Genomic DNA, 24,739 nt, shown 5'->3' with positions numbered 1-24,739 from the left:
TTCACGAGGTGGTGGACTATGGTGGCGTTCATGACGGGCGACAGGCAGGACCTGGTCGGCGCGCAGCAGATGCACTGGCAGGAGACGTACACCGCGCACCCGGGCATGTACGGGGAGGGGCCCTCGGCTGCAGCCGTGCACGCCGTCGGCGTCTTCCGTGCGGCCGGGGCCCGTGACGTTGTCGAGCTCGGCGCAGGCCATGGCCGCGACGCTGTGTACTTCGCCCGCGAGGGCTTCGGCGTCCGGGCCACCGACTTCTCCACCACCGGCCTCGAGCAGCTGCGGGCCGCCGCCCGGCAGCAGCAGGTGGCCGATCGTGTGACCGCCATCGTGCACGATGTGCGCGACCCGTTGCCGCTGCCCGACGCCTCGGTGGACGCGGTGTTCGCGCACATGCTGCTGTGCATGGCCCTGTCGACGAAGCAGATCCACGCTCTTGTCGGCGAGGTCGGCCGGGTGCTGCGGCCCGGCGGCGCCTTCGTCTACACCGTCCGCAACACCGGCGACGCTCACTACGGCACCGGTATTGCTCACGGTGACCACATCTACGAGCACGGCGGCTTCGCCGTGCACTTCTTCGACCGGGCACTGGTCGACGCTCTCGCCGGCGGCTGGACCCTGAACGAGGTACACGCCTTCGAGGAGGGCGATCTGCCGCGCCGGCTGTGGCGCGTCACCCAGACTCTGCCCCGGTGAAGGCGCGGGATCAGGCGCCCATCACGCGGTACATGCCGATCGAGTCGTGTGTGGCGGTGTCGGCGAAGCCGAACTTTTCGTAGAGGACGCGTGCCGGGCCGTCCGCGATCAGTGAGACGTAGGCGGTTGCGGGCGCCCGGCGCTCCAGTTCCTTGGTGAGCGCGGCCATGATGCGCCTGCCCAGGCCGCGACCCTGATGTGCGGGGTGTACGCACACGTCGACGATCTGGAACGCGGTACCGCCGTCACCAATGATCCGCCCCATGCCGATGGGCTTCCCCTCGTGGTGGAGGACCACCCCGTGCCAGGTGTGGGGCAGGGCGAGGGCCACCGCTTCTGGGGCCTTGTCCGAGAGGCCGGCATCGGTGCGCAGGCGGCGGAAGACTGCCACGGAGGGCACGCCCTCGCTCAACTCGTACGGGTCGTTCAAGGTGTCCACTTCCGATCGTGCGATGTGTGCGGCAGCGGCCTTCCGCAGTGCTCGTCTTGTTGGTCAGTGTCCGGTTTGGGCGTGGTCGCCGTGGTCGCTGAGCTGTGCTGCGAACCAGTCGTGCAGGGCGTCCACCAGCGAGGGCTCTTCGGTGGTGTAGGTGAGGGTGGCCCCGTCGGGCCGTTCCCGGTAGCGGACTTCGATGCGTTGGTAGCCCTCTTCCAGTCTTGCAAGGCCCGGCATGCTGTCGCCGTGGATCTGGGCGGGGTCGCCGAAGTCTCCCTGGCCGAACGCCCTGGCCTCCTGCTGGAGGTGGGTGCGTATGAGGCCGACCTGTGTGGCGTCGTCGGGCTGGTCGGCGACGACATCCTGGACCCCGCCCGTCTCGGCGGGGGTGAAGAAGTGGGTGGTGTCTTCGAGGTCGAAGGGCATCACGGTCCGGCCGCGTTCCGCCACCGTCTCCTGCCGGCGGGTTTGCCCGTTCTCCCGCTCTTGCTGGGTGCCGCTGATCACGAGGGCTATGCCCAGTGCCGCGCCAACACCTGCCGCGGCGATGCCGGCTGTCAGCAGCTGACGCTTGCGGTGATTCATCCAGTGCCTCCGCGAGCCTGTCGAGGGCGTGCAGTACGCCGGCTCCGTCGTGGGTGGGATCGCTGTAGCGCGGTGACCGATAGGGCGCATCGGGCTGGTCATCGGCTTGGGCTCACTGGTGCTCGGGCGGGGATCAGCCACACAGCGACGACGGCGGAGGCCGCGGCCAGGCCGGTGGCGACGAGGAACGCGTCGTCGAAGCCGGAGGCCGTCTGAGTGCCGGTGTGGGCGGCGATGCTGGTGGCGGCGGCGCTGGAGACGGCCGCGGCGCCGGCCGCGGCGCCGAACTCGTGGAAGGTGCTGACGATGCCCGACGTCACGCCGGCCTCGTGGGGGGCCACGGTGGTCAGTGCGGTGGCGGAGGCGACGACGAACAAGGCGCCCAGTCCCGCCGCGGCGATGCTCACCCCGGTGACCATCGCCGTGGTTCCGGACCACAGCACCGGAACGAGGAACCCGGCGGCTGCGGCGGCCAGGCCGAGCACAGCCAGCAGCCGGGCTCCCAGACGGCCGATCACGCGGCCGGCGGCTGCGGCGGCGGCCATGGTCAGCAGCGCCACCGGCAGGAACAGCACGCCGGTCATCAGGGCGCCGTGGCCCTGGTGGTTCTGGAGGTAGAAGGAGCCCAGGAAGAAGGCCCCCACCATCAGCGCCGTGGTGACAGCGATCACGAAGGTGCCCGCCACCACCGGGCGTCGGCCGAGCAGACGCAGGTCCATCAGCGGTGCCGCCGCCCGTCGTTGCCAGAGGGCGAAGACCGCGTAGGCGGCTGCCGCGGCGGTGACCAGGACAACGGTGACAATGTCGAGCCAGCCGTGGTCGCCGGCACGGATCAGGGCGTAGATGAGGGTGCCGGTCGCGGCAGCGACCAGGACGGCGCCGGGTATGTCGAGGGAGCCGGTGCCCGCTCGGGACAGACTCGGCAGGATCCGGGCGAGCGAGACGAGGACGACCAGGCCGACGGGGACGTTGACGAAGAAGACCCAGGCCCAGCCCGGACCTGCCGTGATCAGCCCGCCCAGCAGCACGCCGAGCGCGGCGCCCCCGCCGCCGAGCGCCGACCAGATGCCCAGCGCACGGTTGCGCTCGTCGCCATCGAACAGCCGCACCACCACCGACAGCGCGGCGGGCGAGAGCATCGCAGCACCCGCCCCCTGGGCGATTCGCGCGGCGAGCAGCAGCGGGGCGCCGGTGGCGAGTCCGGCGGCCAGTGACGCGGCGGTGAACACGGCGAGTCCGGCCAGGACGACCCGCTTGGGACCGAACAGGTCCGCGGCCCGCCCGCCGAGCAGCATCAGGCTCCCGAACGTGAGGGCGTATCCGCTGACCACCCAGGTCAGCGCCGCGCGGTCCAGGTCCAGTTCCACGCCCATGTCAGGCAGTGCGATCGCTACCACGGTGATGTCGAGGATCAGCATCAGCTGGGCCAGCCCCAGCAGCCCCAGGACCGTCCAGCGCAGCGGATGCGGTGCATCCGGTGCGCGTGTGGTGGTGGTTTCCGTGTCGCTCATGACGCTCACTCCTCGTCGTTAAGTCGTACAGGTGTGTTCACGTTATACGCCTGGGGGGTATAAGCCAAACAGACCTGTACGACTTACTGGGGTATCGTGGGCGTATGGGCAGCAAGAACTCCACAGCCACCAAACGCGCAGACGCCCTGCGCAGCATCGAGGCGATCGTGCAAGCCGCCGCCGAATGCCTCGGACGCAACCCCGAGGCGAGCCTGAGCGAGATCGCCCGGGCCGCGGGCGTGGGCCGGGTGACGCTGTATGCGCACTTCGCCTCCCGGGCGGAGGTCGTCGACGCGGCGATGAGCCGCGCCATCGACCGTGGCAATGAGGTGCTGGACACGGTTGACCTGGCCGGTGATCCGCTACTCGCTCTGGCCCGGTATATCGAGGCGGGCTGGCACCTGGTGGACGAAGCGCGGGCGCTGCTCGCCGCCGCGCAGCGGGAACTCTCCGCCGGACGCATCCGCGAACTCCATGCCGGGCCCGCCGCCCGGGTCGAGGCGCTGGTCGCCCGCGGCCGCGCCGAGGGAGCCTTCCGTACCGACCTGTCGATCGCCTGGATGGTCAATGTCCTGCACACGGTCATGCACAGTGCGGCAGAGGAGATCCGCGCAGGCCGTCTCACCGCCGACCGCGCCGCCGACCACATCACGGCCACGGTCCTCGCCGCCTTCACGCCCCCGGGCACACCGGTACCCGAGACCGGCGGCGAGGCCCGCACGTAACCCGAAGCGAAGACCTGCGAACCTCGGGGGAGCCCTCGGTCAGTCCGCCCAAGCGGTGATCTCGACGGCGGGCGTCGTCAGGCGGTGAAGGGCAGCGTCCGGTGCGGGGTGAGGTCGTCGCGCAGACGTACGGAGCGGACCGGGTGGCAGTAACGGCCGACGTCGACGTCGGTGTCGGAGACGAACTCGGGCGCCAGTTCCGGTCTCACCGTGCGGAACTCCAGCTCGCCACCAGGCTCCCCGTTTGGCGCTGAATTGCCGCTCGTGCCAAGGGTGCTCGGATCCTGACGGCGCAAGCCGTGTCCCAGCTCGCGGCGGACCGCAGTGTTCAGCGCACTGGTACGGGCGACCGGGCGCAGGTCACCTGAATCGTCGTAGCGGCCCAACAGAATCGCGAGCGCGACCGGGCCCTGAGCGCCCTACACCAGGACCTGCTGGAGCACCGCGAGCGGCTCTCGGCCGCCGCGCGTTCTTCGTGGTCCTCGGCAACTTGCCTGTCTTCCGCTGGGAGCGATGTACTGGTGGGGTGCGCCGCGCTCACCCTTGACCTGGGGCCCGGCCGGGGGCTGGCCCTGTCCTCCCTGGAGACCATCTCCAGCAGGCAGTACCTGGAGCGGGGCCCGGCCTGCCGACTCAGTGGTCTCCGTCCCTGCTGCTGGGTACACCGCGGCAGGATGTTCATCGCGGTCATCGTGAGTACGGGGTCGTCTCGCTGGTTGAGCACCTCGATGCGGGTGTGGACCAGTCCGCGGTCCGGCTTCGGGCGGGAGACACGGGCCTGTTGCACCGTACGGAATGACAGACTGTCCCCTGGACGGACCGGCCGGGCCCAACGCAGCTCGTCGACGCCGGCGGAGGCCAGGCTCGCGACCTTGCTGACGTAAGTGGAGGTCCTGCTCGCTTACCGTGATGCTGCCGTAGACGTACACCGAACCGGGCATCTAGTCCTCGAAGTACCGTTCCTGGATAGGGGCGTTGACGTCGGCGTCGCTCAACGTGGTGGTGGTCGTCATGGGCGGCACGATTGCCGTGCGACCCGCGGGCAGCCGCCCGGGCTCGGTGGTCCATGCGCGCACACCGCCGTGCTGTGCGAGGTCGCACCGCAGTGGAATGCGTGCTGTCCTGGAAGCATCCGCAGGAGGACTTGCCGATGCGTCACAGCCGGATTTCCGCCTTCGCTTCCGCCCGGTCGCCCGCGCCGACCGGAGCGGGCGGAGGCTTGCTGCCGGCTCGGGATCTCGCGGCCGCCTGGTTCCTGGTCGTTCTGATCGCGGCGCCGGCTTGGGCGCTGACGGTCGGGCAGGCCCGGGACATGGGGGTCGAGCCCGGCACGATGGGGATGGCGCTGCCGGTGTTCCTGCTGCTGTGGGTGACGATGATGGCGGCGATGATGCTGCCCTCCATGGCGCCGGTGGCCATCACGTGGGTGCGCGGGATCGGACGGCAGTCCTCCGGCTGGACGCGGACCTGGCGCACCGTGGAGTTCGTCGGCGGGTATCTGCTGGTGTGGACCGCCTTCGGACTGCTTGCCTACGCGTCCCTGGCCCTCACCGGCGGCCTGGTGGACGACCATCCGACTGCCGGGCGCTGGATCGGCGCGGCGGCGTTCCTGCTCGCGGGCCTGTATCAGCTCGGCCCTCTCAAGTACGTCTGTCTGCGGCACTGCCGCGACCCCATGAGCCACCTGGTGCGCTACGCCGGGTTCCGGCAGCCGGCCCGCGACCTTCGGGTGGGCGTCCATCACGGCGCCTACTGCGTCGGCTGCTGCGCGGGACTGATGGTCGTCCTGGTCCCGCTCGGCGTGATGAACGTGACGGCGATGGCCGGACTGGCCGTGGTGATCTTCGTGGAGAAGCTGTGGTCCCGTGGCCCGCTGCTCGGCCGGATCGTGGGCGTCGTGTTTCTCGTGCTGGCCGTGCTCGCGCCGTTCCAGGACTGGCTGCTGCCGGGGCTGCAGGGGACGATGCCCTCGATGGACGGCATGTGACTCACCTGGCCCCCGAGGACTGTGCCGTCCGCCAGGCGGCCCGCGGGCAGCCGAAGAAGCCCGCGCTGGACACGCAGAACGGCACCAGGTAGTTGAACAGCACCCGCAACCAGGTTGCGGCCGTGGCGTCGCCGGACGCGATTACCGAGCCCTGGTTGACCAGTGAGAGCAGGGTGCCCACAAGGAGGGCGACCGGCACACACCTCGACAACGAGGCCGCCGAGAACACCGTCGCCAGGAGTCGCGGTGCCTCGCCTGCGCTGACGTGCGTACTCGCTCAGACCCGGCCGTGGCCGGCCTCTTCGGTCTCCTCGCTGCTGAAGACGTAGCAGGCGCTCTCGCCGTACGACGCCTCGTAGCTCGGCCCGAAGGCGTTGGAACGACCAGTGGTGGTGCCGACTTCGAATTCGGCTGCGAACCCGGACACGGCGTTCTTGATCTTTGTCGAGCCGCCGTCGGCTCCGGTGAGCGGTTGGTAGGAGAGTTCCCTCCTGCCTCGACGGTGAGGCCGGGCCTGTCCCCATCCGTGAGGGACACCCTCACCCGCTCCATGCCCAGGTACTCGCCGTAGAACTGCGACAGCCGGCCGAACGGTCCGCCTTCCCGGCCGGACAGGATGCGCTCCAGGGCCTCGTCGTCCTGCTCGTGCGCGGCTGTGGCCCTGGCCCGTGCGTTGTTCCGCAAGGGCGCGAACTTCACGGTGGCGATGGCGTTGACGTACTCGCTGTGGTCTTCCGCCTCTTCCTGTGCGAGCGGCTGCTGAACCGGGCACGAAAAGGCCGAGCACGGGATCGCGGGATCGATGGAGGTCCATACCGCCAAGGACATGTCGGTGCAGGCCAAGGGCGGCTTCGCTCGCCGCCTGTTCTTCCGTGACGGTTTCACCTCCGCGTGCACGTCTTCGTCATGGAGTGGGCCGCGATGGTGCGCGACCTGGCGGCGGGACTGCTGATCGCGGGGGCGATCGAGGCCTGGGTGCCGGATGACTTCTGGCGCGCGTTCTTCCTGGAGGAACATCCGCTCGCCGCCAAGCTGATCGGCCCGCTGGTGGCGGTCGCGACGTTTGTCTGCTCGATCAGCAACGTGCCGCTGGCCGTGGTGCTGTGGAAGGGTGGCATCAGCTTCGGCGGCGTGATCGCCTTCATCTTCGCGGACCTGCTGATCCTGAACATCTACCGGAAGTACTACGGCGCCCGCATGGCCGTCTTCTTGCTGGTCACCTTCTTCGCCGCGATGGCCGTTGCCGGATACGTCATGGACTTCACCTTCGGCGGCACGGGACTGATCCCCGACCAGCCCGATGCCACGATCCCCGAGGAGGGGATCACCTGGAACTACACGACCTGGCTCAACATCGTCTTCCTGCTGCCGGCCGCGAATCTGCTCGCACGGTTCTGGCGCACCGGCGGCGAGGCCGTGCTGCGGATGATGGGTGGCTCACCCGAACCCGGCGAACAGGGGCACGGGCACGCTCCTACCCGCCATGGACACAGCCACTGAGCCCCCTTTCCCCTGCACGGGAAGAGGCCCGGGGTGGAGCCTTGGTCGTGCCGGGGTGCGCCGCCGGGCAGGGCTCCTGCGGGCCGCCCAGCCCGTCAGTCAGGACCGCTCCAGTCGAACGGGAAGTGTTTGCTCGACTTCCCCGAGCGTTCCCAGGAGAAGCCGAATGCGTCGGCGCGGTCGACGGTGGCCCGTCCCCAGGTGGCGACCTGGCCCGGTCCGACCTCGGCGCCCGGGGCGTTGTGGACCTGGACGCGTGCGCCGTCCGGCGCCGTCGGGCCGGTGAGTGCCTCGGCGGTGGCCGTGACCTTGCCGGGGATCTCGGCTCGCCAGCTGGCGAGGTCCTCGTCGATCTCGACGTGGATGGGAGCGAAGTCCATGCCGCGCATCTCGGGGTGGAACATGGCCCCGAACTGCGCAGGCCATCCGCCCGCCTCACCGCCGAAGATGGCCCCGAGTGCACCGCGCTGCTGCTCGTCGGCGCGCTCGTCGAGGAAGACCGCGGCGTACGCGTCGGTGTGCGCGCCGGCCCAGACGTTGCCCACGAAGGCGCCGAGCATCAGGACGTTGAGACCGTCGAGCCGCACGTCGCCGAAGCTGCCTTCCCGGATGTGCCAGACCAGCACGCCTTCGCAGTCGCCGTAGGTCGGGGGCTGCGCAAACGTGCAGGGGCACGGTATGGCGCACTTGCACACATCGAACCAATCACCGGCCAGGTGCCAGCGCGTACCGGTGGTGGTGACCTGCTCTGTCATCTCGCTTTCCTCCTGCCGAGCCCGAGGGAGCTCACTCGGAGTGGCGAGACCGCGTGTCCCGAGCCCACACCCGAGATGGCGAGGCGGCCTCTATTCCAGCTTGCACCGCACGTCCCGGTAGAGGGAACCCCGGCATGACCGTCACCGAAGCCACCACCGCCACCGGCCAGACCGCTGAGCGAGTCAAGTCCAGCCAGGCGATCCTCGGGCTGGCCCGCTGCCACGACGTGGAGATACCCATCACGGACGTCGTTGGCGACCTCATCAACGGCCAGCTCACCGTCCAGGACGCCGCCACTAGCCTCATGGCGCGTTGCGAACGAGGACTTCGAGTCGGTCGAGTGCGACGACCACGAGGTTGGCCAGGCTGCGTTTGACGTGGGCCCACACGCCCTCGACAGGGTTCAGGTCCGGCGAGTGTCCAGCCGGTCCCACACCAGCACGATCGGGGCTTGAGCGGCTGGTGGGCGCCGTCGATCAGGGCGATGAAGTCGCGTTCGCCCAGGCTGCGTCGCTTGCCCTTGCCGGCGGGGTGGGTGCGCAGGCAGCGGCAGAGTCGGGTGCGGGAGCCGGGCCGCATGGCGATCAGTCCTGCGACTGACATGCGTCCCGAGCGCCGCCCACTGACCGTGACGACCGGTGTGCGGCCGCGTCGTCCCCACGTGCGTCCTTTGGGCGGCCGTCGGGTGAAGCCTGCCTCGTCCTCGAAGCAGATGTAGCCTCCGCATGCCGCCCTGGCTCTTTTACCTCGGCCCAGGTCGCCTCCTTCCACACCTTCACGGCCTGCTCGTCGCGTTCGGCCACCCGCCGCGCCGGAACCTGCGGGCTGAAGCCATTGCTAGATCCCTGCGGTACGCCGTGGCCATGAGATACGCGCAAGGCGGTGGACTCACCGCGCAGGGTCAGGCCGCGAGGGAGGGCGACAGGCCCTGCGTCCTTCAGGGTCGGGCAAGCGGCCGAGGATCTGCCACAGTGACTTCGCTGTGCTCGAGCTGCTGTTACTGGACGGCGGGCGAACAGCTCCCGCAGCTGTGGCTCGCCGTTGGGCAGCGGCTTGTCGAAGACCGTACGGCCATGGGCCAGCAAAGCCGTGCCGTGGTGGGCGGACTTGCCCACGTTCAGGGCGCAGAATGCGTCGATCGATGTGAAGTCGTTGCTGGGCACCGGGCTTTTCCTACCCGGAGTCACCGTCGGTGGCCCGCTCGGGCACCAGAGATCGGCAGCCACATTACGCAGCCCTGCCTGTCGGCGGGCACGCTTCCATCAGCGACCATCCGGTGCCGCCAGGACCGGCGACAGCACTCCCCGGATCATCAACAACAAGGGCTAACGAGTCATACCGACCCCGGAGGCCACGAGCCCGAACCGGGCTCTACAAGGAAGGTATGGGTTACGCCGGTCATTCTTGGGATCGTGTACCCGAGGGCTCCGGGTATGGCAGGAAGTTTGTCGCCGCTGGATGGTTGAGATGGCTTGGCCGTCCGGAGTCCGTGACGGTCCCAACCGCCTATTGGGATAAGCGACTTGAACGCTGTGTAGGCAACGTCGGCGAGCGTGCCTGTTCGGTGGGCGGGGGCGGCTGACTGCGTGTGCCGCCCGGCGGTCACAGCCGGGGTGTATCCGCCTGGGCTGTGGAGATTTCCTGCTGTTGTTAAGCCTTCTTCGCGCCGCTCTGCTCGCGGATGGCGTCGAACATTGCGGTGAGAGCGGGACTCTCGGCGAGGCTGCTCAGCAGGGCGTGCAGCGAGTGCCGTTCAGTGATGCCGAGGTCGGGGAGGATTTCGGTGTCGAGGCCGACGAGTGTGCGATTGAGGTCGGCCAGGACCTTGCGCCCTTCGTCGGTGATGTCGACGGCGTAGCGGCGGCGGTCCTGCGGATCGCGTGTCCGCTCGGCGTATCCGGCCCGCTCAAGGTCGTCGAGACTCGTCACCATCGTCGCCGGGTCGATGCGCAGGAACGAGCCGAGCGCCAGCTGCGGCATGGCCCCGTTGTCGGCCAGGGCCTGCAAGACGCTGTAGTGGCGCACGCGCAGGCCGGCACCGCTGAGGCCGTCCTCGGCGATCCTGAATGCCACCTGCCCGAGTTTGACCAACAGGCAGATGGTGTGTTCAGCCACTGTCCCCGGTACCAGCGGAGCCTCGGACATCGTTTATCCCGCCTATGGTTAGCCCTGCGTATCGTCTGGGTCCATCGTACGAGAAGGTCTGAGGTGGCCGGACCGGGGCAGCGATCTCGGCGCGCGGAATCGGGGCACGCGGGGCGGGGGATGCGCGGGGTCGTCAGCCGGTGATGGTCCGGCCGAAGATCTGCCGGGCGATGACCCACTTCTGGATCTCGTTGGTGCCCTCGTAGATCTCGCCGATCTTGCTGTCCCGGTAGATCGCCTCGACGGGGCCGGGGCTTCCGTCGGCGCCCAGTTCGCGGGCGAAGCCGAGGCCTCCGAATGCCTGGACGGCGTCGCGTGCCATGTCCACCGACAGCTTGGTGGCGTAGTACTTCGCCATCGCGGCCTCGGGTTCCGGGGACGGGTTGCCGGCGTCCAGGCGCAGGGCGGCCTTGGTGACGAGGGTGCGGGCGTTGTCGATCTCGGTGGCCCGCTCGGCGAGCAGGAACTGCCAGTGCTGGTTGGCGGCCACCGGCTTGCCGAAGGCGTGGCGCGTCGACAGGTGGGCCACGGTGTGGTCGAAGGCGGCCTGTGCCATGCCGACCCCGGCGGCGGCGATGCCGATCCGGCCGTAGGTGAGGGTGGTCAGTGCGTGGCGCAGTCCGTGTCCCTCGGTGCCGCCGAGAAGGTCGTCGTCGGACAGGTGTACGTCCGTGAAGCGGATGTCCGCGGTGAGCTGGCCGCGGTTGCCCATCTTGCGGTCGGCGAGGCCGACCTCCACGCCCGGAAGTGCTGTGTCGACGATGAACATGCTCAGCCGCTCGCCGGTGCGGGCGAGAACCACCACGAACGCGGCCACGGGCGAGTTGGAGATCCACCGCTTGTGGCCGTTCAGTACCCAGCCGGTCTCGGTGCGTACGGCCTCGGTTTGGACGGCCTGCGGAGACAGGTCGCTGGAGGCGTCCGGCTCGGTGGTGGCGAACGCGCCGACCACCAAGCCCTCCGCGACCTTGGGCAGCCAGCGCTGCTGCTGCTTCTCGGTGCCCTGCCGCAGGGCGTTGCCCGCCAGGATGCAGTGCACGTCGAAGACGGCCGCGACGCTGCTGGAGTAGTAGGCCAGTTCCTCGATCGCCGCGGCGGTGGCGGTCGCCGGGTGGGTCAGACCGTCGCCGCCGACCTCGCCGGGGAAGGGGATCCGGAAGACCCCCGCCGATGCGAGCGCGTCGAACACCTGCCGGGGGAAGCCGTCGGTGCGCTCGTCGCCGTTCGCGATCACCGCGGCGTGCGGAGCCACTTCTTGCTCCGCGATCCGGCGCACGGCGGCGCGTACGGACTGGGTCTCTTTGGGGGCGAGGAGCTCGTGGTAGAGCCGGTCGCTCTGACGTGCGGGAGAGGAAGTGGAAGTCATGAGCGGACCATATCATTCGTACCGCGTATGATTAGTTCATCAATCGATTTTGGAGGTTCGACCATGACACGGACGCTGGCCGGCAAGACCGTCCTGATGTCGGGAGGCAGCCGCGGCATCGGACTCGCCATCGCCCTGCGCGCGGCCCGCGACGGTGCGAACGTGGTGATGCTCGCCAAGACCGCCGTACCGCACCCGAAGCTCGAAGGCACGGTTCACACCGCGGTCGAGGAGATCGAGCGCGCGGGCGGCAAGGGGCTGGCCGTCGTCGGTGACGTCCGCAACGAGGACGACGTACGCACCGCCGTCAACGCCGCGGTCACTGCCTTCGGCGGCATCGACATCGTGGTGAACAACGCCAGCGCGATCGACCTGTCGTCGACGGAGCAGCTGGAGATGAAGCGGTACGACCTGATGCAGGACATCAACACGCGCGGCACGTTCCTGCTGAGCAAGGCCGCGATCCCGCACCTGCGGGAAGCGGACAACCCGCACATCCTCACCCTCTCGCCGCCGTTGAACCTCGCGCCGCACTGGGTGGGCAAGCATCTCGGCTACACGCTGTCGAAGTACGGGATGAGTCTGTGCACCATCGGGCTCGCCGAGGAGCTCGCCGCCGACGGCATCGCCGCCAACTCGCTGTGGCCGCGAACGCTGATCGACACGGCCGCCGTACGCAACGTGGTCGGCGGCGCCGGACAGGCCCGTAGTCCGCGGATCATGGCTGACGCCGCATACGCCGTCCTCACGCGTGACGCGCGCAAGTGCACCGGCAACCTGTTCATCGACGACGACGTCCTGCTCGACGAAGGCGTCGCCGACCTCTCCGGGTACAGCCCCGCCGGCTTCGAGGGTGATCTCGCGCTCGACATATTCGTCGATCCGGCCTGATCCCGCTCGGTTTCCAGGCGTGGGCGGGCCTCGCCCCGCTCGCGCAGTGACGATCCGTGCCGCCGCTGCGCCAGTGTGCTGCGCCTGAAATCGCGGGCTCAAGTCTGTCGCTGGTTATCGCCGGCTGGACCAGCCGGAAGGCGGCGGCATGGCGGGGCCGCAGGCCGTTGTGGCTGCGGCCCCGCTCGGGCATCGGGGTCAGGACGGGTCGCCGTACTGGAGGCCGCGTCCGTTGGTGCCGACGTAGACGCGGCCGTAGGTGTCGGGGTCGCCGGTGATGACGCCGACGCTGCCGATGGCGCCCCACTGGTGGGCCTTGTCGTTGACGCGGAGCCAGGTGGCGCCCTTGTCGGTGGAGCGGAAGACTCCGGTGACGTCCTTGACGGTACCGATCAGGTACAGGGCCTGGTAGTTGGCGCCCGGCTTGGCCTTGCCGAACCCGAGGGCGGAGGCGGACTGCACCGACCTGAGCGTGGTGAAGGTGCCGCCACCGTCGGTGGAGTGCAGCAGCCCCTTGTCACCGCCGGCGATCCACAGGTCACCGGCGATGCCGGGGACGGCCGCGAGCCGGCCGCCGGGCAGGTTGCCGGCGCGGGCGGTGAAGGTTGCCCCGCCGTCGGTGCTGGCGTAAAGCGTGCCACCGGACAGGGAGTAGAAGGTCTTGGCCGAGGAGCGGTCGGCGACGACCACGGCGTCGGTGCCCAGACCACCGACCCTCGACCAGCTCGCACCCTTGTCGGTCGAGCGGTACGGGGCCTGCCCTGCCTCGGTCCACACGATGGCGGAACCATCCGCCGCGAGCGCGACATGGCCGTCCTGGGCACTGGCCACCGGCTCCGCCTTGAAGCCGTTCCAGCTGCGGCCGCCGTCGGTGGAGTAAGCGCCGTCCTGCGCGCCGCCGCGGCCGACGCGGACCATCAGCGCCGGCTTGGACTGGGCGAAGTCGATGTCGGTGCTGTTGGTCATCAGCGGGTTGTTCAGCCGCCCGGAGGGCACCTTGGTCAAGGAGTCATGCCGGAAGCCGCCCTGGTCGCCCATGGAGGTGATGACGGTGGCGCCGCCGGGAGGGGCGATCGCGTCCATCAGCGCGGTCTCCTCCAGCCCCCGGGCGCCCATGCTCCAGTGGCTGGTGCCGCCGCTGTCGGAGGCGCCCGCGTCCTTGCTGCGCAGGATGCCGTTGCCGGTGCCGTACAGCACGTGCCCGGAGTTGAAGGGATCGATGGCCAGGGCGGTCATCCAGTGCCCGGTGTGCGTGCCGACGTACGGAGCGGCGGAGGCGCTGCGCACCGACTTGTCGGCCAGCGCCTTCCAGCTCCTGCCGCCGTCGGTGCTGCGGTAGATCTCGTCCTGGGGCCACCAGCGGCCGAGGGTCGTGACCATCACCGTGGACGGCTTGCGCGGGTCGACGGCCAGACCGGAGAACCCGTAACTGCCCTGGGACGGGGAGATGTTCTTCCACGCCCCGCTGCCCGGCGTGTACTTCCACACCGAACCCGCCGTCACGCCGTTGGGTCCCAGGTTGTCGGTGTACGTCAGGTACAGCGAGCCGTCACCGGAAAGCACGCCGTGCTGCGGCAGCTGGCCGGTGGGCTGCCCAGTAACGGCCTGCCAGGTGCCGCCGCCGTCGGTGGAGCGGTACAAGGAGGTGGACCTGTCGCCGACCCCGACGTAGATGGTCCTGCTGCCGGCCTTGCCGTACGTCACGAAGGAGATGCCCGCGCCGCTGCCCGCCCCGTCCTTGACGGGGAACGACGAGACCTGGCGCCATGTGACGCCGTGGTCGGTGCTGCGCCACAGGCCGTTCTTGCGGGTGCCCAGCAGCAGGTTGGCGTTGTTCGCGGGGTCGACCACCAGCCGCTCGCCCGCCCCGCGGCCGTCCTCGTTGCCGCCCAGTTTGAAGGGCAGGTTGGTGCGCTTGAAGGTGCGGCCCTTGTCGGTGGAGCGCAGGATCGCACCGTTGCCGGCCCAGTCGTTGGTGTAGGTGCCCGCTCCGAGGTAGAGCCGCTTGGGGTCGACGGGGTCGGTGGCCACCGAGTCGATGCCCAGCAGGTTCCAGTCCTTCTCGCCGATCCAGTCGGTCAACGGGATCCACTGCTCGGCCGCGGTGTCCCAGCGGTAGGCGCCGCCCATGTCCGTGCGCGCGTACAGCAGACCCTTCTCCTTCGGGTTGAACACCAGCCCGGTGACGTAACCCCCGCCCACCACCTGGGCGTTCTTCCACCTGTACGGTCCGGTCGCGGCCGTGGTCTGCGCACCACCGGACCCGGCCGCCGGGGCCTCGGCCGTCTTCACCAGCTTCCACTGCTGGCTGGTGCTGCCCTTGCCGGGAGCCTGGACGACCGCAGCGCCCTCGGCCGTGGAGCCTCCGGAGACGTCCAGGACCTGGCCGCTCCTGCGGGAGGTGAGGGTGACGGCGTCCGAGCCGCTCACCTCGCTGATCCGCCACTCCTGGGAGGTGGCGGAGCTGTCGGTCTGCTGCTCGGCGGCAGCCGCCTGGGCTGTCGAATTGCCTGCTATGCCCAGCACTTTGCCGCTGTTGCGGTTCACCAGCTCGTAGTAGCCGTCCCCGGCGGGTCTCAGCTTCCACTGCTGGTTCGCGGTGCTCTGGTCGGTCCACTGCTGGATACGGGTGCCGTCGGCGGTGGAGAAGGCGTTGACGTCCAGCACCTTGCCGCTGCGCACGGAGACCAGCCGGTAGTAGGCATCGTCGTCGACCGTCGCGGCCTGCGAGTCCTCCTGTGCGAACAGGAGATACGGCACGACGATGGCGGGCACGCCGAGCACCAGTCCGGTGGCGGTCCAGCGACGGCGGTGACGCCCGCGGCGCCCGCCGTTCGTGGGGTTGTTCATCGGGTCTGTCCTTCGTGGATACCCCGGCCTTCAGGCCGGGGAGGAATCGAATGCCCTGCGGAGCAGGGCAGGGAAAGCCGGTTCGCTGCCAGGGCGGACCGGCGTGCGCCGTCCACCTGCCGACGCCCGCTGCTCTCACGGAAGTTGATACGGTGTGAGGCGTGACACGGCAGGTCAAGCGGGCGTTCAAGTACCGCTTTTACCCCACCGGCGAACAGGCGGCTGAGCTGTCCCGCACGTTCGGCTGTGTCCGCCTCGTCTACAACAAGGCGCTGGAGGAACGCACCCGGGCCTGGTACGGCGAGCAGCGCCGCATCTCCTACGTGCAGTCCTCCGCCGCCCTCACGGCATGGAAGAAGACCGAGGAACTGGCCTTCCTGGCCGAGGTGTCCTCGGTCCCGTTGCAGCAGGCGCTGCGCCATCTGCAGACGGCGTTCGGGAACTTCTTCGCCCAGCGCGCCAAGTACCCGCGCTACAAGTCGCGGAAGAGGTCCCGTGCGTCGGCCGAGTACACCCGCAGCGCCTTCACCTGGCGCGACGGACAGCTGACTTTGGCGAAGATGGCCGAGCCGTTGGACATCCGCTGGTCGCGTCCGCTGCCCGAGGGGACGGAGCCGACCACGGTGACGGTGTCCCGGGACGCGGCGGGCCGCTGGTTCGTGTCCCTGCTGTGCCAGGACACCATCGCCCCGGCTCCCGCCACCACGGCGGCGGTGGGCCTGGACGCCGGGATCACCTCCCTGGTGACCCTGTCCACCGGCGAGAAAATCGCCAACCCCCGGCATGAGCGGCGTGACCGTGCCCGCCTGGCGAAGGCGCAGCGTGAGCTGTCGCGCAAGGCGAAGGGCTCCAACAACCGGGAGAAAGCCCGCCGCAAAGTCGCCCGCGTGCATGCGCGGATCGCCGACCGGCGCCGTGACGTCCTGCACAAGCTGTCGACTCGGCTCGTCCGTGAGAACCAAACGGTCGTGATCGAGGACCTGAGCGTCCGCAACCTGCTGAAGAACGGCACGCTCGCACGCGCCATCAGTGATGCGGCCTGGACGGACCTGCGCATGATGCTGGAGTACAAGTGCGCCTGGCACGGGCGTGAACTCGTCGTGATCGAGCGCTTCTTCCCCAGCTCGAAGCTGTGCGGGGCGTGCGGCACGGTCGCGGCGAAGCTGCCGCTGAACGTCCGCGAATGGACGTGCGCCTGCGGCGCGGTACATGACCGCGACGTGAACGCGGCACGCAACATCCTGGCCGCCGGGCTGGCGGCGTCTGCCTGTGGAGACGGTGTAAGACCTCAACGGGAGTCCTCCCGGACGGGGCGGTCGTCGGTGAAGCAGGAACCCCAGCGGGCGACCGCTGAAATCCCCCGCCTATAGGTGGGAGAGGAAGTCAAGGGGGTGAGGTTCTCCTTGTATGTCACCGTGGATCGGGTAGGTCAGCGCTTCAGCGTGAGGACGCCCGGCCGGTACGGCAGCTTCACGTAGTCGGTGCCGTCCGAGGAGGGGTTCCTGCCCTGGTAGAGGAACTGCAGGTTGCAGGGGTCGATGGTCATGGTCTGGTCGGGGTTGGTGCGGACCAGGTCACCGTGGCTGATGTCGTTGGTCCAGGTGGCACCGCTGTTGGCCTTGCCCGCGAAGGGGCTGGACTCGCTGCCGGCCTGCTCGGCCCACGGGCCGTTCAGGCTGGAGGCCGTGAACGAGCGGAAGTAGCGCCCGCCCGCACCCATCGCCTCGACGATCATGAGGTATTGGTTCTGGCCCTGGACCTTGTAGACCTCCGGCGCCTCGAACAGCTTCGCCTTCGTGTCGCTCATGACCGTGGTGTACGAGGAGCCGAAGCTGCCCGGGAAGTTCCCGAGGGGCATGGTCGACTTGTAGATCTTGCCGTTGTCATCGGCGAAGAACAGGTACATGTTCTTGTCGTCGGCGATCACGGTCGGGTCGATCGGGGTGCCTCCCGAGCCGGCGGGGAGGCTGCCGGTGAACAGCTCCTTCGGCGCGGACCAGCCGCTCGGGTTGGTGGGGTCGCTGGACGTGCGGTAGCTGAAGGGCCAGGCGGTACCCCACCCGTTCGAGACCAGCACCCAGATGTTCTTGGGCGCGAAGTAGAACAGTTTGGGCGCCACCGCGGACCCGCTGATCTTGGTCTGGGTGGCCGTTGCCATGTCCGACCAGTTCGTGAACGGACGGAACGTCATCGCGCCCCACTGCGTTCCGGTGGAGGTGGTCGCGTAGACCAGGTGCTTGCCGTTGTACGTCACGGTGGTGAAGTCCTTCAGCGCGACCGACCCGTTCGCCGGCTCCGCCAGCGGGCCTGTCGAACTCCACTTGTACGTCGATGGAAGCGCGCACGTGGTGCCGCCCGACCCGGACGACCCGGACGGGGCGGTCCATTTCTGGTTGTCGACGGACGCGCAGGAGTACAGCTGGATCTTGGTGCCGTTGGCCTTGGCCGCGCCGACGGCGTCGAGGCACAGCCCGGACTGGACGCCGGTGATCGTGCCGTTGGTGTTGATGTTCCACTGCTGGTTGGCGCCGCCGTTGCAGTCCCAGATGATCACCGCGGTGCCGTTGGTGGTGCCCTTGTTCTTGGCGTCCAGGCACTTGTCGCCGTAGATCTTCAGCTGTTTGCCGGAGGTGTGGGTCCAGCGCTGGTTGGTCTGTCCGTTGCAGTCCCATAGCTGCGCCGGGGTGCCGTTGGCGGTGGTGGAGTTGTTGATGTCGATGCAACGACCGGAGGCAAGGCCCTTGATCTCCCCGGTACCGGTCGTGCCGGTCGTCCCGCCGGTGGGGGTACTGGGGGCGGCGGCCTTGAAGGCGTCCGCGACGGCGGTGTAGGCGGCCTTGGGCTTGCCGTTGTTGTCGAACAGCAGCGGGTTCTCGCCGGTGCGCCAGGAGTCGCTGTCCCGCACGCCCCACACCGTGATGCCGGTGCACCGGGCCACGGACAGACAGGCCTTGACCGCGTTGGCGTAGTGGGTGGGCGATGCCTGGGCGATGTCCAGCTCGGTGATCTGGACATCGACGCCCAGGGCGGCGAAGTTGGACAGGGTGGTCTGGAAGCTGGACGGCGCGCCGCTGGTGCCGAAGTGGCTCTGGAATCCGACGCAGTCGATCGGCACGCCGCGGGACTTGAAGTCCTTGACCATTTTGTAGACGCCCTGGGTCTTGGCGTCCGACCAGTTCTCGATGTTGTAGTCGTTGTAGCAGAGCTTGGCCGAGGAGTCGGCCGTGCGGGCGGTGCGGAACGCTTCCTCGATGAAGCCGTTGCCCAGCACCTTCTGGAACACCGAGCTGCGGAGCTGACCGCCGGGGCCGTCGGCGAACGCCTCGTTGACCACGTCCCAGGCGTAGATCTTGCCCTTGAAGTGGGTCATCGTGGTGGTGATGTGGCCGTTCATCACGCTGCGCAGCGTGTTCGCGTCGCCGATCGAGCTGACCCAGGACGGCAGCTGCGAGTGCCAGACCGTGGTGTGGCCGCGCACGCGCTGGCCGTTCGCCTTCGCACGGTCGACGATCCGGTCGGCGGGGCCGAAGTTGAAGTTGCCGCGGGACGGCTCGACGGCGTCCCACTTCATCTCGTTCTCCGGGGTGATCATGTTGAACTCCCGGTCGGCGATCGTGGTGTACGCCGAGTCGCCGAGCCTGCCGGCGGCCACAGCGGTGCCGAAGTACCGGCCTGAGGGGGCTGCCTCCGTATCCAGTGATGCCGCTCCGGCGGAGTTCGGGAGGATCGTCACGACACCGGCGACCACCGCCGCGGCCGAGAGTCCTATCGCCCATGTCCGGCGACGCCGGCCGAGCCGGTGCAGGCCCTTCATGATTCTCCTCGGGGGCCGCGGGTCACCCTGGGTGCCGTGATCGTGCGCGCATCGAGCGCTGCGGCCGGATCCGCCGCGGTGTGGGTGCGGTGCAGGACGTGGGGCCGTTCCTGCGTACCGGTCGCCCGGGGTTCGTGGGTGTGTCGCGTCATTGCAGGGGCTTTCGTCAGGAGATACGTCAACGGTGGAAGTCGGGGAACCTCCCACGCCGGCACGTCATGGTGAGCGGCGGGAAAAGCACCCCACGAAAGGGAGGCCCCCGAACTCGCGCTCTCGTAACGGAAAAGTCGCGCCGTCCGGACGATCGCTCAGTGATGTATCTCGCGGGCAAAAAGCGTTATGCCGAGTCCCGCGGTCTGGTCGTCCCTGCTGAAGGGCTTGCCTCACTCGGCTCACTGCCGGGCTGAGAACGGTGTGTTGCAGGATCGTGTTGCGGGATCACCAGCTGTCACCGCGCCACTCGGTCCCCCATGCTCAAGCAGCGGTTGTCAAGCCGAGGCCCTGCGCACGATGAAGGAAGCCTGGCCGGCGAAGGCCCGGGTGCCGTCGGAGCCATCGAGAAAGATGCCACCGTCGCGGTGGCGGATGGCCGATCCGGGATAGTTGTGCGCGTGCAGGGTCACCGACCCGGCGACCGCCCCGGGGCGCGCGCAGAAGGTGGCGTCTTCGCGGAACAGTTCGCTGCCGTCGTTGGTGCTCAGCCGTAGCCGCAGGTCACGATGGCGCAGATAGCGGCCGTCGGCGGCGCGGAGGGTGACGCACCGTGTGTCGGCCAGCCCCTGGACGACCGTGAAGGTGACCTGCTGCCGTGCCTGCGTGCTGCTGGACGAGGAGACCGGGCCGAGCGTCGCGAAGTCGCCGGCATACGTGAGGTACAGGGTGGGCTGATCCACGGACTCCAGCGAATGTGCGCCCAGCGGAACAGCGTCGGCGGTGGCGGACGGACTCGCCGGGGACGGCCCGGCCGAGGTGGTGGTGCGCGACGGGGTCGGCGTGGGGTGGCCGGCCGTGGGAGCGGCGGTGACGCCGGGCACCCGAGGCGCCGGTTCGGGCCAGGCAACGTAGGTGGCGCCCCCGGCGATGAGCACTGCGCCGGTGGTGAGGCCCGCCAGGGGATGCGCGGTCACCGCATAGAGTTTGCCGATCAGCGAGGTGTGCAGACTGCCCGCCTCCGTCGCCGTGCCGACGGCGACAGAGGCCGTGGCCAGCCCGGCGGTGCTCGCGGCCGTACCCGACAGCAGGCCCTTGGCGGCCAGCGCGGCGATGAGTCCGGCGGGGACGGCCAGCGGCGCGAGGCTGAGGAGCAGTCGTTCGGCCGGAACCCGTTCTGCCGTCGTCGCCATGCAGAGCGGGCAGTCGCGGGTGTGCCGCGCGATCCGCTTGCGCCACACCGATGTACGCAGACCGTCCCACTCGGCGACGGTCTCGTCCAACTGCGGACAGCGTGGGTCGGCCTCCAGAGCGGCGACGATCGTCCGGCTCACTTCCAGCTGCTCGCGCATGCGCTGCAGGCGGACTCCGACGTGGGCGACCGTGAGCCCCGTCGCGGCGGCGATGTCGTCACGGCTCAGCGAGCCGGCGCATTCCTGCCACCACAGTGACAGCAGCACCCGATGATCCGGGTCGAGCCATCGGCCGGCTTCGACAGCTTGACGGCGCTCGTCCGACACATGCAGACGAAGGATCGTCACGTCCTCGGGTTCGGCGCGGAGATCCGGTATCTGGCGCGCCTCGTCGATGACCGTGGTCCGGTCGGCGAAGGTGCGTTGGCGGTGCCAGTGGGTGTTGATCTGGCGCAGCGTGATCGACACCAGCCAGGACCGGAAGCTCTCCGGGGCACGCAGAGCAGGCAGGTCGCGCACCACGCGCAACAGGGTTTCCTGGACTACGTCATCGACGTCGGCATGACCGCTCAGCGCTCGCCCGACGATGTTGTAGAGCAGTGGCAGGTACGCGGCGATCAGCTCCTCGCGCGCCCGATCGTCACCGGCCTGCGCCGCGACGACCAGCCCCGCGTGGTCCCCATCCATGAACGCCATTCCACTTCCCTCTACGAGTGATCCGCCGAGTACGGCGCCTCACCCTAACGTCGGCAAGATATGCGCCCAAAGCCTGCGCCTCGGGTCGACGGGCCGGCCCGTGCCGGCTTGGAGGGCCTGGCACGGCGGGTGCTTTGTCAGTACGCCCCGCCCGAGGACGGCCACCCGCAGGGATGACGCTGGTGCGGCTGATGGGCTTGTGCGAACTCAGTCGCTGGCAGACCAGACGCGGGCTGGGCGCACTGCGGGACATGTGCGCGGAACGCGGCTGGCCGCCGGTGATCTGGACACGGGAGTACGGCTACCACTTCTGCCGAGCGAGGCCGAACTCGAGGAAGGGGAGCGGGCCTGGATCAGCGAGAAGCTCACCCAGTTCCGCCGGATGCTTACGGGCGCGATCGGCCCGCACCTGGCCCTCTTCCCCAAGAGCGTGTGGGCCGCCTACCTCAGTGACCAGATGAAGGCGATCGAGTCCACCCTGGCGTGGCCGCCCGCCCACTGTGCTGACCTCGTCGGAAGGCCAGGACGCCCACCGAGGAATCAGGAGACCGGGGCCCGGTCCACGCGTCCGCAGCACTCCCCACCCGGGGCCGGGCCCCACCCTCCCGATGCGTGAGCGTCGCTACCCCTCCGACATGACAGATGCCGAATGGGCTCTCATCGAGCCCCTGTTGCCCGTCCCGGCCTGTCAGACCCCGACCGGCGGACACCCCGAGAAGTGGCCACGCCGGGGGAGCATCGATGGTCTGCGCCACCTCGTCGACAACGGGATCAAGTGGCGCTCCATGCCCGCCGCACAGAAGCCGTCCTCGTCGGCGTCGAGCGCGACATAACGATCAGAGTCCGTGCGGCGGGCTCGCCGCTCAGCCGCCGACGTGGATGCCGGGGCGGCGATCGGGGTCGGGTTCGTTGCTGCGGATGATCTCGCGGGTGACCGGGGCGGCGTCGCCGCGGCCGAGGAGGAAGTAGCGGAACATGTGCACCACGGGGCTTCCCTCGGGTCCGCGTAGCGCGGCCTGCAGTGACAACCACTCTCGCTTCTCATCAACATTTTGCGGCCGCGAGAACCGGTGCCCTTCTGTGACGGCCGAGAGGTCAGGGCTGGGCGGCGGCAGAGGGCGGGGCGGACGGTCCACGGACACTGACGGATGCGAAGGTTCGGAACCTGCGGGGGCGGCGGCTTGGGCTCGCGCGGGCGACCACGGGGTGGGTCTGCCTCGGGCGCGACGTTTTGAGAATGAGGACCGGTCAGCCCCTCGATCGGCGCATGCCGGGGGCAGCGGGATCCGCTCGCCGCTCTGCTGGCAGGTTGGCTGCACGGCGTGGGTGTTGTCCAGGTGGCACCCGAGCCTGATCTCCTCGCCGCTGATGATCCCGATGTGCTTGCGCGCCGGCTGCAAGTGCCCTTTTCGTTGTTCCGGCAGGTGGGTGATGTGGCGCGGCGGTGCCGGGGTTTGGCGTGGCCCGGCCTGCCGGTCTTCTTATGTGGAGCGTCGTCTCGTCATGCCTTTGGGGTCCAGGCCGTGATGAGGTCGAGGAGGCCGGGGAAGCGGGCGTTGAGGTCGTCGACGCGTACATGGCTGCGGCGTTCGAGTCCGTACTGGCGCTGGCGTGTGACCCCCGCCGCTCGCAGTGCCTTGAAGTGGTGCGTGAGCGACGACTTGGGCCGGTCGAGGCCGAACCAGCCGCAGGGGTGGTCGAACTGCTCTGATTCCAGAAGGAGTTTGCGGACGATCGTCAGCCGCAAGGGATCGCTGAGCGCCCCGAGGACGGTCTCCAGGCGCAGCTCCTCGACTGTGGGCTCCGCCAGCGGTTCGGGTAGGCCGGGAGGGGCCGGGAGCACCTTGATGGCGGGTGCGGTGCCCGTGGTCGTAGGCATGGGCAGCTCCTCTCGACTCGATTCCATTGTACGACTCGAATCGTACTGCATGCTAAGTTCGACTAAAGTCGTACTGCAGGAAGTCGGAGGGAACCGTCATGCCCGAGACCCGGAACGCGCCCGTCCAGGTCGTTGACGGGAGGCAACGAAGTGGCACCGCGGAGCCCGGCGGACGATTCGCGACTCCGCTGGGGTGGGTATGGCTGGCCGCCTGGCCGGTCACGGCCGTCTTCGTCCTCTCGAACGCGGCAACACCGTTGTACGTGCTGTGGCAGCGTGACATCGGCTTCTCCAAGGGCACCCTGACCGTGGTGTTCGCGTTCTACATCGTCGGCCTCATCGGCTCGCTTCTGGTGTCTGGAGTGGTCTCCGACCGGCTCGGGCGCAAGCCCGTACTGCTGCCTGCCCTGGCGCTCGCCCTGGCCGCCTGCCTGATCTTCGCGACCGCCACCACCGTGGCCGCGCTGATCGTGGCACGGCTGTTCACCGGAATCGCGGTCGGTGCCATCGTCTCGGCCGGCATGGCCGCGGTGACCGACGTGGCCGGTCCCGAGCGCAAGCGGATCGCCGCCCTACTCGCCTCCTGCGCGATGGTCTTCGGTGCCGGCCTCGGCCCGCTCCTGGCCGGGGTGCTCTCCGAGACGCTGCCCGCGCCGACCGTCACCGTCTTCGTCGTCGAGGCCGTGCTGCTCCTCACCGCGGTGCTCGCCGTGCTGAGCATGCCCCTCCCACGTCCCGCGGCGCCCGCGAAGGGCGCCTGGGTGCGGCTGCCCGGCGTGCCACGCGGCAGCGGCCGCCAACTCGCCCTCGGCATCGCCGTGTTCGCACCCGGCATCACCGCCACCTCCTTCGTGCTCTCGCTCGGCCCCTCGCTCCTGTCGGGCCTGCTCGGCACCACCAGCCGGATCGTCGCCGGCGCCATGGCCTTCGTCATGTTCCTCGTCGCCACCGGCGTGCAGTTCGCCGTGCAACGCCTTGACCGGCGCACCATCCTCACGGCCGGCGCGCTCAGCACCACGCTGAGCATGATCACTCTGATCGTCGCCGTGCACATCTCGTCGGCGCCTGTCCTCATCGCCTCCGCACTGCTCGCCGGCGCGGGCCAGGGCATGGGCCAGCTCGGTGGCCTGTCACTGCTCAACTCCCGCATCCCACCCCGGCACCTCGCGGAGGCCAACGCCGCGCTCAACGTCGGCGGATACGTCCCGGCAGGGCTGCTGCCCGTGTCCGCCGGTTACCTCAGCGACGCCGTCGGTCTGACCAGCGGCGCCACGGTGTTCGGTGCCGTCCTCATCGGCCTCGCGGTCATCGGCGGCCTGGTGGTCCTCGCCAGTCCGCGCCAGGCGACGGAGCCTGCCTGACGGCTGCGAGCCACAGCAAGCCGAGATACCGGCACTTGATCACCAGATCTCTGACGTCGAAAGGCAAGCGAATCCGCAACTCTTGGCGATTGCTCACTGAATCCTTCGGAGCCGCGGTGCGTGCCACATACGGAGCTACGCGATGCACGCCGCGTCCCCACTCATGGTCGTCCTGCTTGGCCTCACCTGAGATGTAGC

Annotated in this window: 25 protein-coding genes and 2 pseudogenes; 10 read left to right on the top strand and 17 right to left on the bottom strand. The window is 69.2% G+C overall.

Going from position 1 to position 24,739, the window contains the following annotated elements:
- Positions 1–30 precede the first annotated feature (30 nt).
- Positions 31–696: a class I SAM-dependent methyltransferase gene (locus tag ACIOHP_RS46750; RefSeq protein ID WP_401897478.1), complete on the top strand. Its 666-nt coding sequence runs from the start codon at positions 31–33 to the stop codon at positions 694–696.
- A gap of 10 nt (positions 697–706) precedes the next feature.
- Here the strand turns inward: ACIOHP_RS46750 and ACIOHP_RS46745 are convergent, their stop codons facing one another.
- The 3 genes from ACIOHP_RS46745 to ACIOHP_RS46735 all read right to left on the bottom strand — a co-directional run bounded on the left by ACIOHP_RS46745 (position 707) and on the right by ACIOHP_RS46735 (position 3,228).
- On the bottom strand, positions 707–1,135 hold the full coding sequence (locus ACIOHP_RS46745) for a GNAT family N-acetyltransferase (RefSeq protein ID WP_401897475.1): 429 nt from the start codon (positions 1,133–1,135) through the stop codon (positions 707–709).
- 54 nt (positions 1,136–1,189) lie between these two features.
- Complete coding sequence (locus ACIOHP_RS46740; RefSeq protein WP_401897473.1) at positions 1,190–1,717, bottom strand: aspartate carbamoyltransferase; 528 nt, start codon at positions 1,715–1,717, stop codon at positions 1,190–1,192.
- Positions 1,718–1,815: 98 nt separating this feature from the next.
- On the bottom strand, positions 1,816–3,228 hold the full coding sequence (locus tag ACIOHP_RS46735) for an MFS transporter (RefSeq protein ID WP_401897471.1): 1,413 nt from the start codon (positions 3,226–3,228) through the stop codon (positions 1,816–1,818).
- Between the two features lie 104 nt (positions 3,229–3,332).
- On the opposite strand from ACIOHP_RS46735, the gene ACIOHP_RS46730 reads away from it, so the two are divergent.
- Positions 3,333–3,953, top strand: a complete 621-nt coding sequence (locus ACIOHP_RS46730; protein ID WP_401897468.1) for a TetR/AcrR family transcriptional regulator — start codon at positions 3,333–3,335, stop codon at positions 3,951–3,953.
- 77 nt (positions 3,954–4,030) lie between these two features.
- Here ACIOHP_RS46730 and ACIOHP_RS46725 read toward each other — a convergent pair whose 3' ends face one another.
- Together ACIOHP_RS46725 and ACIOHP_RS46720 are read right to left on the bottom strand one after the other, a co-directional pair.
- Positions 4,031–4,162, bottom strand: coding sequence for a hypothetical protein (locus tag ACIOHP_RS46725; protein ID WP_401897465.1), 132 nt, complete (start codon positions 4,160–4,162; stop codon positions 4,031–4,033).
- A gap of 732 nt (positions 4,163–4,894) precedes the next feature.
- A complete protein-coding gene (locus tag ACIOHP_RS46720) occupies positions 4,895–5,029 on the bottom strand; it encodes a hypothetical protein (protein ID WP_401897462.1) in 135 nt (44 codons plus the stop codon).
- Between the two features lie 74 nt (positions 5,030–5,103).
- Between ACIOHP_RS46720 and ACIOHP_RS46715 the strand changes: the two genes are divergently transcribed.
- The gene (locus tag ACIOHP_RS46715) at positions 5,104–5,940 is read left to right on the top strand and encodes a DUF2182 domain-containing protein (RefSeq protein ID WP_401897460.1); all 837 of its coding nucleotides are present in this window, start codon (positions 5,104–5,106) and stop codon (positions 5,938–5,940) included.
- 1 nt (position 5,941) lies between these two features.
- Here ACIOHP_RS46715 and nrtS read toward each other — a convergent pair whose 3' ends face one another.
- From nrtS to ACIOHP_RS46700, 3 genes and pseudogenes are all read right to left on the bottom strand, one after another.
- Positions 5,942–6,139: a nitrate/nitrite transporter NrtS gene (nrtS, locus tag ACIOHP_RS46710; protein ID WP_401897459.1), complete on the bottom strand. Its 198-nt coding sequence runs from the start codon at positions 6,137–6,139 to the stop codon at positions 5,942–5,944.
- Positions 6,140–6,217: 78 nt separating this feature from the next.
- Positions 6,218–6,367 carry a hypothetical protein gene (locus tag ACIOHP_RS46705; RefSeq protein ID WP_401897556.1) on the bottom strand — a complete coding sequence of 50 codons (150 nt, stop codon included), beginning with the start codon at positions 6,365–6,367 and terminating at the stop codon, positions 6,218–6,220.
- A 128-nt stretch (positions 6,368–6,495) separates the two neighbouring features.
- A pseudogene (locus tag ACIOHP_RS46700) lies at positions 6,496–6,768 on the bottom strand (hypothetical protein); the annotation flags it as partial.
- 63 nt (positions 6,769–6,831) lie between these two features.
- Here ACIOHP_RS46700 and ACIOHP_RS46695 point away from each other — a divergent pair.
- Positions 6,832–7,440: a permease gene (locus tag ACIOHP_RS46695; RefSeq protein WP_401897456.1), complete on the top strand. Its 609-nt coding sequence runs from the start codon at positions 6,832–6,834 to the stop codon at positions 7,438–7,440.
- A gap of 95 nt (positions 7,441–7,535) precedes the next feature.
- On the opposite strand, the gene ACIOHP_RS46690 is transcribed toward ACIOHP_RS46695, so the two are convergent.
- Entirely contained in the window at positions 7,536–8,195 is a 660-nt protein-coding gene (locus ACIOHP_RS46690) for a DUF1326 domain-containing protein (RefSeq protein WP_401897455.1), read from the bottom strand.
- A 134-nt stretch (positions 8,196–8,329) separates the two neighbouring features.
- Here ACIOHP_RS46690 and ACIOHP_RS46685 point away from each other — a divergent pair, with 134 nt between their 5' ends.
- Positions 8,330–8,572: a hypothetical protein gene (locus ACIOHP_RS46685; RefSeq protein ID WP_401897452.1), complete on the top strand. Its 243-nt coding sequence runs from the start codon at positions 8,330–8,332 to the stop codon at positions 8,570–8,572.
- Positions 8,573–8,780: 208 nt separating this feature from the next.
- On the opposite strand, the gene ACIOHP_RS46680 is transcribed toward ACIOHP_RS46685, so the two are convergent.
- From ACIOHP_RS46680 to ACIOHP_RS46670, 3 genes are all read right to left on the bottom strand, one after another.
- Positions 8,781–9,311, bottom strand: coding sequence for a winged helix-turn-helix domain-containing protein (locus ACIOHP_RS46680; RefSeq protein ID WP_401897551.1), 531 nt, complete (start codon positions 9,309–9,311; stop codon positions 8,781–8,783).
- A gap of 535 nt (positions 9,312–9,846) precedes the next feature.
- Entirely contained in the window at positions 9,847–10,341 is a 495-nt protein-coding gene (locus tag ACIOHP_RS46675) for a MarR family winged helix-turn-helix transcriptional regulator (RefSeq protein WP_401897450.1), read from the bottom strand.
- Positions 10,342–10,474: 133 nt separating this feature from the next.
- Positions 10,475–11,707: an acyl-CoA dehydrogenase family protein gene (locus ACIOHP_RS46670; protein WP_401897448.1), complete on the bottom strand. Its 1,233-nt coding sequence runs from the start codon at positions 11,705–11,707 to the stop codon at positions 10,475–10,477.
- Between the two features lie 63 nt (positions 11,708–11,770).
- On the opposite strand from ACIOHP_RS46670, the gene ACIOHP_RS46665 reads away from it, so the two are divergent.
- Complete coding sequence (locus ACIOHP_RS46665) at positions 11,771–12,598, top strand: SDR family oxidoreductase (RefSeq protein ID WP_401897447.1); 828 nt, start codon at positions 11,771–11,773, stop codon at positions 12,596–12,598.
- 198 nt (positions 12,599–12,796) lie between these two features.
- Here ACIOHP_RS46665 and ACIOHP_RS46660 read toward each other — a convergent pair whose 3' ends face one another.
- The gene (locus tag ACIOHP_RS46660; protein ID WP_401897445.1) at positions 12,797–15,448 is read right to left on the bottom strand and encodes an RICIN domain-containing protein; all 2,652 of its coding nucleotides are present in this window, start codon (positions 15,446–15,448) and stop codon (positions 12,797–12,799) included.
- 161 nt (positions 15,449–15,609) lie between these two features.
- On the opposite strand from ACIOHP_RS46660, the gene ACIOHP_RS46655 reads away from it, so the two are divergent.
- Entirely contained in the window at positions 15,610–16,818 is a 1,209-nt protein-coding gene (locus ACIOHP_RS46655; RefSeq protein WP_401897443.1) for an RNA-guided endonuclease InsQ/TnpB family protein, read from the top strand.
- Between the two features lie 59 nt (positions 16,819–16,877).
- Here the strand turns inward: ACIOHP_RS46655 and ACIOHP_RS46650 are convergent, their stop codons facing one another.
- Together ACIOHP_RS46650 and ACIOHP_RS46645 are read right to left on the bottom strand one after the other, a co-directional pair.
- Entirely contained in the window at positions 16,878–19,262 is a 2,385-nt protein-coding gene (locus ACIOHP_RS46650) for a non-reducing end alpha-L-arabinofuranosidase family hydrolase (protein ID WP_401897440.1), read from the bottom strand.
- Between the two features lie 488 nt (positions 19,263–19,750).
- A complete protein-coding gene (locus tag ACIOHP_RS46645; RefSeq protein WP_401897438.1) occupies positions 19,751–21,301 on the bottom strand; it encodes a sigma-70 family RNA polymerase sigma factor in 1,551 nt (516 codons plus the stop codon).
- A 253-nt stretch (positions 21,302–21,554) separates the two neighbouring features.
- On the opposite strand from ACIOHP_RS46645, the gene ACIOHP_RS46640 reads away from it, so the two are divergent.
- Complete coding sequence (locus tag ACIOHP_RS46640; protein WP_401897437.1) at positions 21,555–21,917, top strand: hypothetical protein; 363 nt, start codon at positions 21,555–21,557, stop codon at positions 21,915–21,917.
- Positions 21,910–22,107, top strand: a pseudogene (locus ACIOHP_RS46635) (transposase); the annotation flags it as partial. The gene ACIOHP_RS46640 and the pseudogene ACIOHP_RS46635, both read left to right, overlap by 8 nt.
- 57 nt (positions 22,108–22,164) lie before the next feature.
- On the opposite strand, the gene ACIOHP_RS46630 reads toward ACIOHP_RS46635, so the two are convergent.
- Together ACIOHP_RS46630 and ACIOHP_RS46625 are read right to left on the bottom strand one after the other, a co-directional pair.
- A complete protein-coding gene (locus ACIOHP_RS46630) occupies positions 22,165–22,287 on the bottom strand; it encodes a hypothetical protein (protein ID WP_401897434.1) in 123 nt (40 codons plus the stop codon).
- Positions 22,288–22,802: 515 nt separating this feature from the next.
- Positions 22,803–23,180 carry an ArsR/SmtB family transcription factor gene (locus tag ACIOHP_RS46625; protein WP_401897431.1) on the bottom strand — a complete coding sequence of 126 codons (378 nt, stop codon included), beginning with the start codon at positions 23,178–23,180 and terminating at the stop codon, positions 22,803–22,805.
- Between the two features lie 98 nt (positions 23,181–23,278).
- Between ACIOHP_RS46625 and ACIOHP_RS46620 the strand changes: the two genes are divergently transcribed.
- Positions 23,279–24,541 carry an MFS transporter gene (locus ACIOHP_RS46620; RefSeq protein ID WP_401897430.1) on the top strand — a complete coding sequence of 421 codons (1,263 nt, stop codon included), beginning with the start codon at positions 23,279–23,281 and terminating at the stop codon, positions 24,539–24,541.
- Positions 24,542–24,739: the final 198 nt, after the last annotated feature.

Origin of the sequence: Streptomyces sp. NPDC087859 (assembly GCF_044742595.1) — a bacterium.
In the GTDB taxonomy this organism is placed as follows: Bacteria; Actinomycetota; Actinomycetes; order Streptomycetales; family Streptomycetaceae; genus Streptomyces; species Streptomyces canus_F.
This window is presented reverse-complemented; position numbering and strand designations above follow the sequence as displayed.

Coding starts and splice junctions, on each gene's coding strand:
- ACIOHP_RS46620 (WP_401897430.1), top strand. CDS start 23,279: ATGCCCGAGACCCGGAACGCGCCCGTCCAGGTCGTTGACGGGAGGCAA.
- ACIOHP_RS46665 (WP_401897447.1), top strand. CDS start 11,771: ATGACACGGACGCTGGCCGGCAAGACCGTCCTGATGTCGGGAGGCAGC.
- ACIOHP_RS46740 (WP_401897473.1), bottom strand. CDS start 1,717: ATGAATCACCGCAAGCGTCAGCTGCTGACAGCCGGCATCGCCGCGGCA.
- ACIOHP_RS46750 (WP_401897478.1), top strand. CDS start 31: ATGACGGGCGACAGGCAGGACCTGGTCGGCGCGCAGCAGATGCACTGG.
- ACIOHP_RS46670 (WP_401897448.1), bottom strand. CDS start 11,707: ATGACTTCCACTTCCTCTCCCGCACGTCAGAGCGACCGGCTCTACCAC.
- ACIOHP_RS46735 (WP_401897471.1), bottom strand. CDS start 3,228: ATGAGCGACACGGAAACCACCACCACACGCGCACCGGATGCACCGCAT.
- ACIOHP_RS46660 (WP_401897445.1), bottom strand. CDS start 15,448: ATGAACAACCCCACGAACGGCGGGCGCCGCGGGCGTCACCGCCGTCGC.
- ACIOHP_RS46730 (WP_401897468.1), top strand. CDS start 3,333: ATGGGCAGCAAGAACTCCACAGCCACCAAACGCGCAGACGCCCTGCGC.
- ACIOHP_RS46675 (WP_401897450.1), bottom strand. CDS start 10,341: ATGTCCGAGGCTCCGCTGGTACCGGGGACAGTGGCTGAACACACCATC.
- ACIOHP_RS46715 (WP_401897460.1), top strand. CDS start 5,104: ATGCGTCACAGCCGGATTTCCGCCTTCGCTTCCGCCCGGTCGCCCGCG.
- ACIOHP_RS46645 (WP_401897438.1), bottom strand. CDS start 21,301: ATGGCGTTCATGGATGGGGACCACGCGGGGCTGGTCGTCGCGGCGCAG.
- ACIOHP_RS46690 (WP_401897455.1), bottom strand. CDS start 8,195: ATGACAGAGCAGGTCACCACCACCGGTACGCGCTGGCACCTGGCCGGT.
- ACIOHP_RS46685 (WP_401897452.1), top strand. CDS start 8,330: ATGACCGTCACCGAAGCCACCACCGCCACCGGCCAGACCGCTGAGCGA.
- ACIOHP_RS46625 (WP_401897431.1), bottom strand. CDS start 23,180: ATGCCTACGACCACGGGCACCGCACCCGCCATCAAGGTGCTCCCGGCC.
- ACIOHP_RS46650 (WP_401897440.1), bottom strand. CDS start 19,262: ATGAAGGGCCTGCACCGGCTCGGCCGGCGTCGCCGGACATGGGCGATA.